This is a genomic window from Nitrospira sp. Kam-Ns4a (assembly GCF_965152595.1).
Window position 1 is genome coordinate 3,380,169 of the sequence record NZ_OZ224218.1, and the last position, 14,435, is coordinate 3,394,603.

The following is a 14,435-nucleotide window of genomic DNA, read 5'->3' on the forward strand; positions in this document are numbered from 1 at the left end:
CGCTGCTGTGGGTCATTCGAGCACCTGTCGGAGGGCGATCCTCATGGCTTGACCGCTTCCAGCGTGACGGTCATCTCGTCGCACACATTCCAGAGGTACCGCCGGCATCGCTTCTGCAGATAGCGCGGCAAGAACTTGAACGGCTTCCGCATAGCGTACTCGATAGAGACCGTGCGGAAGTTGGTGTTCAGTCCGTAATAGTTGGGAGACTTGAAGTACTCAAAGCTCTCTTCAGTCATGAACCGGACGTGGGTAGGATCCACAAAAGCCTTCCGGGACGTGTAATAGGGCGTCCGGATGTACACCTTGGCTCCAGGGGCGCAGACACGGTAAAGCTCCTCCATGAACGTGATCAGGTCGCGCATGTGCTCGATCGAGTGGATGGAAAAGGCCCCGGCGACGCTGCTTTGCCGAAAGGGGAGCCCGCGCTCGAAATCGCAGACCACATCCACGCCCGGCAGGCGTCGCCGGTCAATCCCAACCGTGCCAGGCTGCTTGGAGCTACCACACCCGATGTCAAGGATCAGCTTCGCGTCGTGATCGCCTGCCGCCACCGCGTGTACCCTCACAGACGGAACGGCGCCTTTCGGATCGCCTGGGCGTAACAGCGCCGGGCCTCGTCCCGCCGGCCGCGGTGCTCGGCCAGGAAATTGTTGGGACGTCCCCAGGACTTACCGGCCCAGTGTCTGTTCATCCGGCAACTCCAACCGAATAATCTCCTTCTCACGCAGCGAGACTGGATCGCCATAGAGCAACAGCCCTCGCCCGAAACAATGCTTGAGCCGCTGGAGGAGGGCTCGACGGAACGCGCCATCACCGCCCGAAAACCGTACGGAGGCTGCTTCATGCGCCTGCAGCCATTGGGACAAACGCTCCCGGTCTTCCTGACGGGCATGGTGGATGATCGCATATCGAACCGCCGCCGCGCCTAGGCCAGGTATGGTTAGGGCCTGAGAGCCTTCGAGGACCTCCGCCCCCAACTCAACCGGGTCGCTCCACGCACGGGTCGCGCTCACGAGCACCCCAAACAGAAGCAGGATTCCGAGGCCAATCCTCTTTGGGCTCATGGTGGCACCTCCAGACCCACGTAGCGGAGCAGCCCCGTGAGGGCCAACTCGACGGCTTCTTGGGCACGCCGGACGACAAGATTCCAAACCTGCCCCCTCCGCAATCCCTCTGCTTCTTGAAGGATCACCTGAGCACCGCTCAGGTAGCTCCTGGCCATATCGAGGTTTGTCATAACTCGAATCGGCCACCCGCCACCAAGTCGGACTTGAGATCCCAGTACCGCACTTGCCCTCTGTATTTTCTGACTGTGCCGAGCTCCAGAAGGCGGTTGCGAAGTCGGTCAAGGACCGATGAGAAAAATTCGTCTCGGTCATGCAGCAATTTCGCATCCTCTGTCATATCCAGATAGAGTGGAATCACTTGGCTGGCTTCCGCCTTGGTCTTGATCAGCCTGGTTAGTCTGGGGAAATAGCCTTGGGCCTCCAACGCAGCCAGCCGTTCCTCAACCATCGGATCCAGCGCACTGAGCAGCGCCTTGCTTGCAAACCGCCCTTTCGGCAGCACCTCCACCACGATCAACATACCAATATCAGAGTACGGCCCGGCCTCTCCGCGGGCGACAGAGCCAAACAGCACCACGGAGACCAGTTGTTCGCCGAGCAGCCCCTTCAACGCCTCGGCGTAGTCACGCGCAAACGCGAGAAGTTGTGCCTGACAATTTCCAGCCTGATCGGATCCCGCACGTCTCATAGCTTCACCATCTCCCGAGGATCAGCCCCACGCCCGCAGCCACCGCGTGTACCCTCGCAGACGGAACGGCGCCTTCCGGATCGCCTGGGCGTAGCAGCGCCGGGCCGCGTCCCGCCGGCCGCCCTGCTCGGCCAGGCGCCCGGCCAGCAGGAAGTAATTCGCCCATTCCCGGCTCAGCGCCGCACGCTGCTCCGCCGTCAGCGACGGCCGGCTTTCCAGCCGTTCGAGGAATCGGCACCGGCTCGCCAGGATCCGCTCTCGGTGGGTCGTCTCGTCGAAGGCCATGTCCCGATAGCCGTGCCCCCGTTGGAGCTTGCGGACTAGGACACGGTCCACGCAGTCGAACTGCGTGGCGGCATACAGACGGATCGTCAGGTCGGAATCCTCCGACCCGTAGAGTTCGGGGTCGAGTGCCCCGACCTTGTCCAGCACCGACCGCCGGATCAGCAACGTCGAAGGCAGGGCCACGTGCCCGCCCGCGAAGGCCCGCACCAGCGGCTCCGGGCTGGCGCGGGCCCGCACGCGGGTTTCCACGCGCCCGTCCTCATAGACCACTTCATAGTCCGTATGCACGAGGCCGACCTCGGGGCACCGCCGCATGACCGCAAGCTGCGCCTCCAACTTCCCGGGCAGCCAGACATCGTCGCAGTCGAGCAAGGCCACGAACTCGCCACAGGCCGCTTCGATCCCGCGATTCCGCGACCGGGCCGGCCCGCCGTGGTCCTGCTGGAACCAGACGATGCCCGCGCTACGCTCGAGCTCCCGCAATACCGCCTGCGTCCCGTCCGTCGAGCCGTCGTCCACCACCAGGATCTCCACGTCCGGGATGCCTTGGGCCCGCACGCTCGCGACTGCCTTGGCGACGAAGGGGGCCCCGTTGAACACGGGGATGACGACGCTGACCAGCGGTGCGACGTTGCTCATACTCCCTTGCGCGCCATTCACAGGCCTAGCTTTCCCCGCCAGGCCTCCACGTACGGCCAGTCAACTCGCAAATCCGGCCGTTCTTTGATGTGCTCGAGGTCGGTCAGATCTTGAAGGCGGCCGGCCATGGCCTTCAGAATGATCAGGTCTTCGAGCGTCACGAGCGGCAGCGTCACTCCCTCGAACTCGACGGCCTGCTTTCTGGCCAGCGCCTGCCTGTGGAACTCCGACTGGGCAAGGAGCAGATCCACGATGGTTTCTCTCCCTTCCTTGATTCCGACAACCCTCCAGATTGAAACTCCCTTGAACGGCCTCGGAGCCCGATGCGGGACCACAGCGTCAAACGCGCCGGAGAACAACCGGGCGACCTGATCCGGGTCTGTGGTTTCCAGCAGGATCAGCACGTCCACATCGGTGGTGGCCCTGGGTTCAACCCAGGCGCTGTAAGCCAGGCCGCCGACCAGCGCGTAGTCCGTCCTCCGTTCGTTCAGCGTCCGGACCACTTCCTTGAGGGTTGTGATCAGGAAGGGTTCCGCCGCCACGCTCGTTCCTTGGAGAGTCGAATCTCCGCCATCAGCAGTTTCTCGACATCCTGCTCCGCATGGGTCCGCCTCAGGACAGCCCTCCGCAACTCTAGGCACAGCACCGTCAATTCCCCGCACAGAAGAAGGTTGCGGGTGAGGTTCGAGGTCCGAGGGTCGAGGGTCAAAGTCAGGGACTTTTGCCCCAACAATTTGGTCGCGGCGGCGAACACCTCGTCCACCGAGATCAGCTTCATGCAGCTCTCCTCGCCCCGAACGCAGGAGGGATGAAAGCACCGGCGGCAGTCCAAGCCCTTGTAGAGAACCTCGGCCCGGTTCCCCCGCGGCCCCCACACCGCCGGGTCCGATGGTCCGAACAGCGCGACCACCGGGATGCCCAACGCCGCCGCCATGTGCATGGGGCCGTTGTCGTTGCCGACGAACAAGGCGCAACGCTTCAGGACGGCCACGAGTTCGAGCAGGGTCGTCCGGCCAGCCAGCACAGCCGGGGCCGACCGGGCGCGCGCCCGGATCGCCTCCGCCGTCGGCCGGTCGGCCGCGCTGCCGCCGATCAGGACCCGACAGCCGCAGCGCTCCGCCAGCCGGTCCGCCAGCTCCGCGAACCGCTCCACGGGCCAGGCCTTGAACCAATACCGAGCCCCGGGCTGGAACAGCACGAGCGGCTGGGAACCGTCGGGAGGCACCCCGGCTTCCGCCAGGATCCGCCCGGCGGCCTCGTCATCGCCCGGGGCGGTCCGCAGGACCAAGGGCGCCGTCTTCGGTGCAAGGCCCAGCAGCCGCAGTGCCGCCAAGTCATGGTCCACGCGATGCTCCGTCGCCGGCCGTTCCGGCACGACGGCCGTGTACAGGAGCCCGCGCCAGCGACGCTCTTCGTTGAACCCGATCCGAATCGGCGCGCCGGTCAGTCTAGCGAGCAGGGCGGAGCGGTCCGCGTCCGTGAGATCGACCACGACGTCGAAGCGCCGTCGCCGGAGGTCCCGCGCAAACCGGAGCTGCGCCCCGAGCCTTCCACGCTCCACAACCAGCACGTCGTCCAGGTCGGGATTGTGCCGCAAGACGTCCTCGGTCCCCCGATTGACCAGCATGGTGAGCCGCGTGGCCGGAAACCCGTCTCGCAGCGCGCGGAGCACCGGCGTGGCGAGCAGCACGTCGCCGATGTACCGCAGTTTGATGATCAGAATATTCTTCATGCCTCCCTTGCTACCAATCCCTCGTTACCGGTCACCCGTCACGACTTTTCCCCGCAGAGATCCCGGTACAGGGCCACGGTACGCCGCGCCGCGGACTCCCAGGTGAACTGCTTTGCCCGCTCGAACCCCTTCACCCGCAGCTCCTCGCGCAGCCGTTCGTCCTCGATCACTCGGATCATCGCGTTCGCCAGCCCCTCCGCGTCTCGGGGGTCCACCAGGAGCGCCGCCTCGCCGGCCACTTCCGGGAGCGCCGTCGTGTTGGCGGTGATGACAGGGGCGCCGCAGGCCATGGCTTCCAGAACCGGCATCCCGAATCCCTCGTAGAGGGAGGGAAACACGAACAGGTCGGCGTGGGAATAGAGGAGCCGCAGCTCCCCTGCGGAGAGCCGGCCCGGACACACGACGCGGCTCTCCACCCCGAAGGTGCGGGCGGTCTGGCGAATGTCGCCGAAGCGATGGATTGGATCCCCCACCATCACGAGCGTGTGGCTTGTGAGCAGCTCCGCCACGCGGGCGTAGGCCCGGAGCAGAATCTGATGGTTCTTGCGCGGATCGGCACCGCCGACGAAGAGGATAAACCGTCCGGTCGGGACCGCGTGCTTGCGCCGGAACGCCTCCAGCGCCTCCGCATCGGGAGTTGGTCGGAACGCCTCGGCCACACCGTTATAGATCACCGTCACCCGCTCGGCCGGTAGATCGTACAACGCCTGGATGTCCCGGGCGGAGAATTCCGACACGGTCACCACCTTGCGGGCCCGCCAGGCGGTGCGCCGGGTCCGATAGAACGACGGCTTCTGGCCGAACAGCTTGGCGGAGTATTCCGGATGCCGGTCCAACCAGAGATCGTGGATGGTCACCACGCCGCCGTAGCGGCCCGTGGTGGGCATCTTGAAGTTGGTCCCGTGAAACAGGTCAAGGTGGTCCAGGACGCCGCGCCAGCGCAGCATCGCGCGCCCGGACTCGACCCACGCTGCCCGGACCCCGCTCTCCCACGACGTGACCTTCCCGCGGCGGACCGCACCGGGCTTGACGTAGCACAGCAAGTCCAGGTCTTCCTTGAGATTGAGCAGCGCACGGATCAGGTGATACGTATGCCACCCGATCCCTCCTCGATCCCCGACAATGGGGTTCGCGTCAATGCCGATCCGCATGCTCCCCGCGAGCCTCTCGCCCCGTGCCCCGCGCCCGCAGCATCTCATACGCCTTCGCGTACTTGACGAACGTGTGCATGCCCGCGAACAGCGCCACGACCACGCCGTGCACGCCGTCCCGGTAGCTCCCGCGGAACAGGTAGGTCCGCAGGATCGTGCCGAGGTGGCTCCCCAGCAGATCCAGCACGGTCACGCGCGCCCGAGTCTTGAGCTTCTCCTGGGCCCCCAACGTCGTGTACCGCATCATCTTCCGGACATGGTCGCGGACGCTCGGCATGCTGTAATGATCGAGCGGATGCTCGAGCCGCCCCACCCGGCCGGCGAGGTGCAGATGTTCGTGCAGCAGGACGTCGTCGTACCGCCCCGCCGTCCGGCGGAACAGCCGGAGCTGATAGTCCGGGTAGAGACCGCCGCCGCGAATCCAGCGGCCGTAGAAATAGTTGCGCCGGGAGATCTCGAAGCCGGCCAGGTCGGCGGGAGGCCCGGCGCGCAGGACGCGGAGGATCTCCTCGCGCAGCGCGTCCGTGACTCGCTCGTCCGCGTCCACGATCAGGATCCAGTCCGCCGTCGTCTGGGCCATCGCGAAATTCTTCTGCGGGCCGAACCCAGGCCAGGGCCGGACGAAGATCCGATCCGTGTAGGCCCGGGCCAGCACCACCGTTCGGTCGGTGCTGCAGGCGTCTACAACGATGATCTCGTCGGTCCACGCGAGCGACGCCAGGCAGGCCGCGATGTTCCGCTCCTCGTTCTTGGTGATGACTACCGCCGCGATCGTCATCGTCGAGCTTCACCCGGGATGGTTCCTGGCCGAGGGTGCGCGAAGAGAACGGCGCCTCTCTTCATCAGCCATAGCCATCAACCAGGCCCCATCGCCATGCCTCTATCCGCGAAACCCCCTCTTGAGGATCGCCCGATAGAAGGCCGGCGCCAACCAGCGATTGCGCCCGGGCCTGAGCTTCGGCGCGCGCCCCACCCGCTCCCGCATCACCGCCGGATGCCTGCCCGCGAAGTTCTTCATGATGTCGTATTCTTCGAACTCGTAGGCCTCTTTTGCGAGCATCCGCGCCTGCTCCTCGCCGGGCCGGTCCCCGTGGTGGCGCGCCACCTGGTACCGGAACTTCTCCAGCAGCACCCGCGGATGCTTGACCCACCCGTAATGGTAGATCGTCGCGCCGGAGGGACGCAGCCGGTCCTTGTGCGCGCCCTGGAGGTAGCCCTGGTCCGCCTTGAGCCAAAAGCCCACGGCGTCGCCGCAGGACTCCACTTCGCCGTTGTTCCGGATGATCCGGACCGCCCGGTGGTAGAACCAGGGATTCACCGACCAGTAGTCCCCGTAGAAGTGCAGGTACCGGAACGTGAACCCCAAGACGCTTGGGTTGTCGAGATGGACGCGGAGCGCCCGCCGGATCCGGTCGAGATCGTCCTCGTGCAACACCTCGTCCGCCTGGAGGTAGAGCGCCCAATCGCCCGTGCACTGCGCCAACGCCTTGTTGGTCTCGTACGAAAACAGCAGGCCTTCCTTCGTCATCGAGTCGTCCCAAACCGACTCAATGATCCGGACCTTCTCGGAGCCAATCGAGCGGATCAGGTCCCGTGTCCCATCGTCCGATGAGCCGACGTTCACGACAAATTCGTCCACGAGCGGGAGCGCGGAGCGGATCACCTCCACTATCGGGTAATCGAACCGCACCGCGTTCCGGCAAATGCTGAACCCGCTGATCCTCATCCTCAGCCTCTAGCGAGCAGCGAACAGCTCGAAGCATGCTTTCGCGTCGTCGCTATTCGCTACCCGCTGCTCGCTTCCCTGCTCAGTTCCCAGAACTTCGCGTACTTGATGAAGGTGTAGTAGGCGTAGAGCCCCGAGAGAATCAGCCCCGGCATGCCGTCCAGGAACCCGGCCCGCCCCAGGTACATCTTCATGAAGGTGAAGCAGGGATGCGTCACGAGCTGGTGGGCTCGGAAGCGCCGGCCTTGGCGCACCATCCGCTCGGCCATGAGATCCGAGTAGCGGTCCATCTTGGCGAGGTAGTGGTCCAGATCGCGGAACGGATACTGGAGCACATGGTGCCGCAGGTAGCCAACCGGCCCGTCCACGTCGAAGCCCTCGTGGACCACGTCGTCGCGGTACCGCAGGCGGGCTCGGTGGAACAACTGGGGCTGGCGGTAATCGGGGTACCAGCCACAGTGGCGGATCCACCGGCCGAGGAAATAGTTGCGGCGCGGGACGAAGTAGGCGGAAGCCTCGGGGCCGCGGGCCAACAGCGCGCGAATCTCCTCGCCCAGTTCCGGCGTCATCCGCTCGTCGGTGTCGAGACTGAAGACCCAGTCGTGCGTGGTGCGCGCCACCGCCTCGTTGCGCAGCCGCCCGAACCCGCGGAACGCATGCTGGTACACCCTGTCGGTGTATTCCCGGCTGATCCGGGCTGTTCCGTCAGTGCTGTACGAATCCACGACGACCACCTCGTCGGCCCACGCCACGGACTCCAGGCAGGCCCGTATGTTGGGCTCGTCGTTATACGCAATGACATACACGGAGAGTTTAGACACGCACCACCCGGATGGGCTCTGCGCGGCGGAGCACCTGCTGCACGCGCGCCGCCACTTCGTCCACCGTGATCCGGTCGAGGCAGTCCCAGTAGGGGCAGGCCTCATAGATACAGCGCTCGCAGGTGGGCACATCCGGCTGCAGCAGAATCCCGCGGCCCAGCGGCCCCCAGCGGAGCGGATGGGTCTTGCGTTGGGGATCATAGAGGCTCACGGTCGGCACCCCCAGTCCCGCCGCCAGATGGGCCGCTCCCGTAGACCCCGACACCACCACCTGGGCGGCGCCGATCACCGCCATGAATTCCCGCAGGCTGAGCGCGCCCCGCAGATCCAGCAGGTCGCCGCGCAACCCGCCAGACTCCTCGACCTCCCGCAGAAACCGCGCGCGCTCGGCTTCGCTCCCGCTCAGGATGATCCCGTACCCGTCGTCGGCCAAGCGATGGGCCAGGTCCCGATACTGTTGCGCGCGCCAGTGGCGGGCCGAGAGCCCGCCAGGATGGATCACCACCCGGGGCAGGGGCAGCCGGGCGAGCCGGCGCTCCGCCCATTGCCGCTCCGAGCCCGTCAACACCAGCGCCGGCGGCGCGAGGGGCCCGGGATCCAGGCCCAGTCCGGCCAAGAGCCCCAGATTATACTCGCTCTCGTGCTTGGCGAACCGGCTGCGGTGCTCGTACACGCGCCGGTTAGCCAACAGGCTGTACCAGCGGTAGCCGGTGGCGACCCGCAGGGGGACCCGCGCCGCGAAAGCGGCCAACAGCAGGCGCCGGTACGGTTTGAGAAAGATCGCGACGTCAATCCGTCGTCGAAACAGCGAGACCAACTCCCCGAATCGCTCGCGGCCAGAGAGCGTGATCACTTCGTCGAGATCGGGATGATGCGCCAGGACGGGCGCGGCCGCCTCGCTCGACAGGAAGGCAATGCGGGCCTTGGGCCGCAGACGGCGGAGCGCGGTCGCGATGGGAAGCGAGAGAATCTCGTCCCCGATCCCGTCCGGCCGGACGAGCAGGACCGTCAGGGCGTCGTTCAGCAGATGCGCGCTCATCGTTGAGCCACTCGTGCCGGAAGCAGATCGCGGACCGCCGCAGTCACCATCGCGGGGCTGATCCGCCGCAGGCACTCGAGCTCCTGCTCGTTCCGGCACACCACGCTGAAGCAAGGCCGGCACGGCACATCGCTGGTCAGGACGCGATGCCGCTCCCCGCGGGGCCCGGAGTAGGCCGGACTCGACGGTCCGAACAGCCCGACGACTGGCGTGCCGACCGCAGCCGCCAGATGCATCGGACCGGAGTCCCCGGTCACGACGACTGCGGCCGCTTCGAGCAGGGCCGGGAGCAGCTCGAGGGGGATCGCGCCGGTCAGGTCCGCCGGCACGGTCTTCATCAGACGGATCACCCCAGCGGCCTCCTCCCGTTCATCCGGCCCGCCGACGATCGCCACGCGGGCCGTCGTCTCCTGCAGCTCGTCCAGCGCCGCGGCGAAGGCGTCAGGAGGCCATCGCTTGGTCCGCCAGCGGGCCGATACGTTCACGGCGATCCACGGGGTGCCATCGCCGGACACCCCGTGCCGGGCGAGCAGGGTGCGCACCGCCTCCCGATCGGAAGCCTGCGGCCGCAGCCCGAACGCCCACGGTTCCGGCGCCAGATCCGCGGGCCCACCCGAGGCCCATAACCGGGCCGCCACCGCCAGGTAGCGGTCCACCACGTGTCGGTCTTCGCTCCCGACAGACACCCGATGCGTGTAGAATAGCGGGCTTCCCTCGCGGCCGTCCGCGAATCCGACTCGGACGGCACATCCGGCCAGCCACCCCATGGCCGCGCTCCGGAACAGGCCTTGGAGATCCACGACTGCATCAAAGCGCTCGGCGCGCAACCGCGGGATCTGTGACAGCCAACCGGACAAGCCCGGATCCACCGGCCAGATGGCGTCCAGGCCGTCCACGCGCGTCAGCAAGCCCGCCCACTGGTGCTTCACGAGCCAGGCGAGGTGGGCCTGCGGAAAGCGGCGGCGCAACGCCTGCAACGCCGGGAGCGCGTGCACGATGTCGCCGAGCGAGCTGGGCTTGATGAGCAGGATCCGCCGGTAGTCGGCCATTGCGGAACCCCCTAGCCTCGCGCCTCTCGCCCCGTGCCCTTTCGGGCCGCGTCGGCCACGATCCACTCGACCGCTTCGCGCAGCCCGGGGGCCACGAAGTCCGGTTTGGCCGCGGACGGCAGCTCGAGCCCTGCCTGGCCGGCGGGCCCGCTGGTGACCAGGACCGCCCGCGCGCCGACCTGGCGGGCCAATTCGATATCGCGCGGCTGGTCGCCCACCACGTAGGCGGCGGACAGATCCACTCCCAGGTCGGACGCCGCCTGGTTGACCAGACCCGGAGCCGGTTTCCGGCAGCCACAGCCGTCGTCGGGGTGGTGCGGGCACACGTAGAGGCCGTCGAGCGACGCCCCGCCCGCCTGGAGCGCTGCGCGCAGCTTGGCGTGAATGATCTCCAGCGCCTCCGGCGAGATCAGGCCCCGAGCCACCCCGGACTGGTTGGTGACCACGACAACCCTCGCGCCGGCCCGTTTCAGGCGCACCACCGCTTCGACGGCGCCCGGCAGCAACCGGAACTCCTCCAGGGTGCTCACGTACCCCGTATCCTCGTTCAGCGTGCCGTCCCGATCCAGGAACACCGTCACCCCCGCCAAGGGGGCTAGGGGGGCAGGCCTTGCCGCGCGCCCCTCGCCGCACGCCTCTCGCCCACGAGTCAGGCGCTCAACGGCGGCTTCAGAGACCATGTCGACCGTGATCCCCGTCATGCACCGGTGGTCAATCGGACATTCCCGCAAGAGGCAGGGCGCGCATTCGACCGGCTGGCGGACGATCGTGTGGCCGGTGCCGTACGGCGCGGTCGTGCGGGGATCGGTCGGCCCGAAGATGGCTACCAGCGGCACGCCGAACGCGGCCGCGATGTGCATGGGGCCCGTGTCGTTACTGAGGAAGAGGCCGCACCGCTTGACGACGGCCATGAGCTGCCGGACGGTGGTCCGTCCGGTCAGGAGCACCGGGCGCGCGACCATTCGGTCGGCGATCGCCTGCGCCAAGGGTTCTTCGCCAGGCGCGCCTACGATGACGAGGCGCGCGGGCTGACCCCGTTCAACGGAGAGCCGCTCGAGCAGCCGGTCCGCGGCCTGCGCAAAGCGTTCCGGAAGCCAGCGTTTCGCGCCCCCGTAGGTCGAGCCGGGATTCAGCCCGACCAGAAAGTCCCCCGGCGCCACCTCCGCCGCCAGCAACGCCCCTGCCTCCCGCTCATCCTGCTCGCTCACGAAGAGCCGGGGCGGCCGGGCCGGCAGAAATCCGCCCAGCGGTCGCAGGAGATCCAGGTAGTAATGCACCTGATGGATCGCCCGGCCCCGGTCCGGCATGGCCACCGGCTCCGAGAGCAGCCAGCCGCGGCCGTCCGTCGCGTACCCGTACCGCCGCGGAATCCCGGCCAGGAACGCGATCAAGGCCGCCTCGAACGCGTTCTGGAACAGGACCGCGAGGTCGAACCCCATCCGCCGCAACGACGAAGCCAAGGCCCATTTGCCGGACAGTCCGGCGTGCCGGCCCTTGCCGTCGTACAGCAGAATCCGATCCACCGCCGGGTGTCCCTCGAAAAGCCCGGCGACGGCCGGCTTGACGAGGAGCGCGATCTCGGCCGCCGGAAATAGCTCCCGCAGCCCCGCCAGCGCCGGCTCGCACATCACCGCGTCGCCGATCCAGTTGGGTCCGCGCACCAGTAGCCGCCGGATAGATCGGTGATGTGTGACAGAAGAAGGCATACTCGCTCGCATCCCGTCCCAGTTAACCACTTCACCGATCGCCCATCACCTGTCAGGGCAGGATGAGCTGTTCCAGCCGCTCCCGCCCTTCCAGGATCTCCAGCCCGATCCGGACCGCCCGGACCCGCTCCTCGGCTCCGACCAGCGGCGCGAGCTTGACCGCGTCCTTTTCCGTCGTCACCACCAGCTCCGCGCCGAGACGGCCAGCGCGCTCCAGCAGGGCCGAGAGCTCCCGGGCCGTGTACGCATGATGATCGGGGAACACCGCCTCGTCAACGACGGTCACGTTCAGATCGGCCAGCGTCGCCCGGAACGAGGCCGGGTTGCCGATGCCGCAGCAGGCGAGGACCTTGCGCCCGGCCAGGACGTCGGCCGGCTCCTCTCGGCCAGTCGCCACGGTGATGCAGCCTTCGCCGCCGAACCGAACCAGGATCGGCGGCATCGCGAGCGGCCCGGCGGCCCGAAGCGGGCCCAGCACCTGCTCTGGATCCACACCGGGCCCGACCCGCGTCAGCAGCAGCGCGGTCGCGCGGGCGGCGGCGGACAGGGGCTCTCGCAGCCGGCCGGCCGGGAACAACGCCGCCAGATCGTCCGGTGCCGAGGCGTCCACCAGCAGGAGATCGGCGTCCCGGTGGAGCGCGAGGTGCTGGAACCCGTCGTCCAGCACGAAGCAGTCTACCGGCACGTACTCGAGGACCCATCGTCCGAGCCCGTACCGGTCGGCCCCGACCGCCACGACCGCGCCGGGGCAGCGCCGGGCGATCACGGAGGGCTCGTCCCCCGCCTCGGCCGGGCCGGCCAGGATCCTCCGCCCGTCGGAGACGAGGAGTCGAGAAGCCCCCGTCGTCCGCCGATAGCCGCGACTCAAGACCGCGACCCGGAAGCCGCGCGCCAGCAACTGGCCGACCAGCCAGATGACGACCGGGGTCTTCCCGGTTCCGCCCAGCGTCAGGTTCCCGACGCTGACGACCCGGCCGGGAAGGCGCCGCCGCGCCAGCCATCCCCTCTCGTAGAGGGCGACACGGGTACGGACCGCCAGCCCGTAGGGGATCGCCAACGCCGACAGGAGTCCCCGCACCAAGCCGGAGCGCTCCAGAGGGATCAGTGTCTGCCTGAGAGCCAGTCCGCCCATGCCGTGCCGGTCCCGCGTCTCCGCCCGCATGTCCCGTATCCTTGAGGGCGCGGCGCCGCTAGCACGACCGTCGCCCGGAGACACGGATGGCGAGGCCGCCCGCTCCACAGCCCCATCCAGACTGCCAGCGCCGTCCAGGACCTTGGCGATCAGATCCAGGCTCCGGTCCAGCGCGCCGCGGTTCTCAGTCACCACCCGCTGCGCCGCAAGCCCCATCTGCTGAAGCGTCCCCCGGTCGTGCAGCAAGCCCGTGACCCGGGCCGCCAAGTCCGCGCCATCCCGCACGCACAGCCCCCCGCCCGCGTCGAGGAGCAGACGGGCGACCTCGGCGCAGTGATCGGTATGAGGGCCGAAGAAGACCGGCTTCCCCCACTGGGCTGGCTCCAACAGGTTGTGCCCGCCGACCGGCACGAGGGTACCCCCGACGAACGCGAGGAGCGCATGGCGATAGGCACCAGCCAGCTCGCCCCGCGTGTCGAGGATCACGACACGGGGGCCCGCCGGGCCCTGATCGCCGGCCCCGCGCAACGCGGTGCGCCGGAGCCCGACCAGGCCCCTCGCCTTCACCGCGGCCTCGACTTGCGCGACCCGTTCGATGTGGCGCGGGGCCAGCAGGAGTACCAGCGACGGAAACCCGGCGACGAGCCGCTCGTAACAGGCCAGGATTTGCTCCTCCTCACCCGGATGGGTACTCCCCGCCACGAACAGCTCCTCATGCCCGGCTAAGCCCAAGGCCGCGCGCGACACGCACTCCTCTGCCGGCAACGGCTGGTCAAATTTAAGGTTGCCGGTGACGTGCACGCGGCCGGGGTCCGCCCCAAGCGCCATGACACGCTCGGCGTCCCGACGGGACTGCATGAGGCAGCAGGTGACGGCGCCCAACACATGGCGCATCAATGGCCGGATCAGCCGGTACCGCCCGAACGATCGCGACGACAGCCGCCCGTTGACGAGAACGATGGGGACCCCGCGACGCGCCAGCATCCGCAGCAGGTTTGGCCAGAGCTCGGTCTCGACAACGAGAAAGGCGGCGGGTCTGACGAGGGCCACGACCCGGGGCACGACCCAGGAAAAATCCAGCGGGGCGTAGAAGTGGCGCGCGACGCCGGGGAGCCGCTGCTCCACCGCTTCCCGCCCGGTCTCGGTCACCGTGGAGACCAGAAACCGGCACCCGGGGTAGCGTCGGTGGAGCGCCTGCACGAGCGGCGCGGACGCCACGACCTCGCCGAGGGAGACCGCATGGAGCCAGATCGTCGGCCCGCTCCCGCCGGCCAGGTCGGCCGGCAGCCAGCCCAGCCGCTGCGTGAGTCCGCGCCGACAGCGCATCTTCGCCTGCAGGATCAGCACAATCAGCGGCGAGGCCAGGATGAGCCCGAGGTTGTACAGCAAATGCCACA

The 14,435-nt window shown here is 67.8% G+C and carries 15 protein-coding genes; all 15 read right to left on the reverse strand.

The window, feature by feature from the left end:
* Positions 1-41: 41 nt before the first annotated feature.
* The 15 genes from ACWHYQ_RS16930 to lpxK all read right to left on the reverse strand — a co-directional run bounded on the left by ACWHYQ_RS16930 (position 42) and on the right by lpxK (position 14,427).
* Positions 42-554, reverse strand: a complete 513-nt coding sequence (locus ACWHYQ_RS16930) for a class I SAM-dependent methyltransferase (RefSeq protein ID WP_447973281.1) — start codon at positions 552-554, stop codon at positions 42-44.
* Between the two features lie 11 nt (positions 555-565).
* On the reverse strand, positions 566-694 hold the full coding sequence (locus ACWHYQ_RS16935; RefSeq protein WP_447973282.1) for a hypothetical protein: 129 nt from the start codon (positions 692-694) through the stop codon (positions 566-568).
* Positions 672-1,067, reverse strand: coding sequence for a hypothetical protein (locus ACWHYQ_RS16940; RefSeq protein WP_447973283.1), 396 nt, complete (start codon positions 1,065-1,067; stop codon positions 672-674). Before ACWHYQ_RS16940 ends, ACWHYQ_RS16935 begins: the two co-directional genes overlap by 23 nt.
* A 169-nt stretch (positions 1,068-1,236) precedes the next feature.
* Complete coding sequence (locus tag ACWHYQ_RS16945) at positions 1,237-1,758, reverse strand: nucleotidyltransferase domain-containing protein (protein WP_447973284.1); 522 nt, start codon at positions 1,756-1,758, stop codon at positions 1,237-1,239.
* 21 nt (positions 1,759-1,779) lie between these two features.
* Positions 1,780-2,682, reverse strand: a complete 903-nt coding sequence (locus ACWHYQ_RS16950; protein ID WP_447973285.1) for a glycosyltransferase family 2 protein — start codon at positions 2,680-2,682, stop codon at positions 1,780-1,782.
* A gap of 17 nt (positions 2,683-2,699) precedes the next feature.
* Positions 2,700-3,224 (reverse strand): nucleotidyltransferase, encoded by a 525-nt coding sequence (locus ACWHYQ_RS16955; RefSeq protein WP_447973286.1) that lies wholly within the window; start codon positions 3,222-3,224, stop codon positions 2,700-2,702.
* Positions 3,203-4,414: a putative lipopolysaccharide heptosyltransferase III gene (rfaQ, locus tag ACWHYQ_RS16960; RefSeq protein WP_447973287.1), complete on the reverse strand. Its 1,212-nt coding sequence runs from the start codon at positions 4,412-4,414 to the stop codon at positions 3,203-3,205. The genes ACWHYQ_RS16955 and rfaQ overlap by 22 nt, the downstream gene beginning before the upstream one ends.
* A 38-nt stretch (positions 4,415-4,452) precedes the next feature.
* Positions 4,453-5,565: a glycosyltransferase family 4 protein gene (locus tag ACWHYQ_RS16965; RefSeq protein WP_447973288.1), complete on the reverse strand. Its 1,113-nt coding sequence runs from the start codon at positions 5,563-5,565 to the stop codon at positions 4,453-4,455.
* On the reverse strand, positions 5,549-6,343 hold the full coding sequence (locus ACWHYQ_RS16970; RefSeq protein WP_447973289.1) for a glycosyltransferase family 2 protein: 795 nt from the start codon (positions 6,341-6,343) through the stop codon (positions 5,549-5,551). The genes ACWHYQ_RS16965 and ACWHYQ_RS16970 overlap by 17 nt, the downstream gene beginning before the upstream one ends.
* Positions 6,344-6,445: 102 nt before the next feature.
* A complete protein-coding gene (locus ACWHYQ_RS16975; protein WP_447973290.1) occupies positions 6,446-7,291 on the reverse strand; it encodes a hypothetical protein in 846 nt (281 codons plus the stop codon).
* 59 nt (positions 7,292-7,350) lie between these two features.
* Positions 7,351-8,112, reverse strand: a complete 762-nt coding sequence (locus ACWHYQ_RS16980) for a glycosyltransferase family 2 protein (protein ID WP_447973291.1) — start codon at positions 8,110-8,112, stop codon at positions 7,351-7,353.
* Positions 8,105-9,151: a glycosyltransferase family 9 protein gene (locus ACWHYQ_RS16985; protein ID WP_447973292.1), complete on the reverse strand. Its 1,047-nt coding sequence runs from the start codon at positions 9,149-9,151 to the stop codon at positions 8,105-8,107. Before ACWHYQ_RS16985 ends, ACWHYQ_RS16980 begins: the two co-directional genes overlap by 8 nt.
* Positions 9,148-10,200, reverse strand: a complete 1,053-nt coding sequence (locus tag ACWHYQ_RS16990) for a glycosyltransferase family 9 protein (RefSeq protein ID WP_447973293.1) — start codon at positions 10,198-10,200, stop codon at positions 9,148-9,150. Before ACWHYQ_RS16990 ends, ACWHYQ_RS16985 begins: the two co-directional genes overlap by 4 nt.
* Positions 10,201-10,211: 11 nt before the next feature.
* Positions 10,212-11,861, reverse strand: a complete 1,650-nt coding sequence (gene waaF, locus ACWHYQ_RS16995) for a lipopolysaccharide heptosyltransferase II (RefSeq protein ID WP_447973294.1) — start codon at positions 11,859-11,861, stop codon at positions 10,212-10,214.
* A 97-nt stretch (positions 11,862-11,958) separates the two neighbouring features.
* A complete protein-coding gene (gene lpxK / locus ACWHYQ_RS17000; RefSeq protein ID WP_447973295.1) occupies positions 11,959-14,427 on the reverse strand; it encodes a tetraacyldisaccharide 4'-kinase in 2,469 nt (822 codons plus the stop codon).
* Positions 14,428-14,435 lie beyond the last annotated feature (8 nt).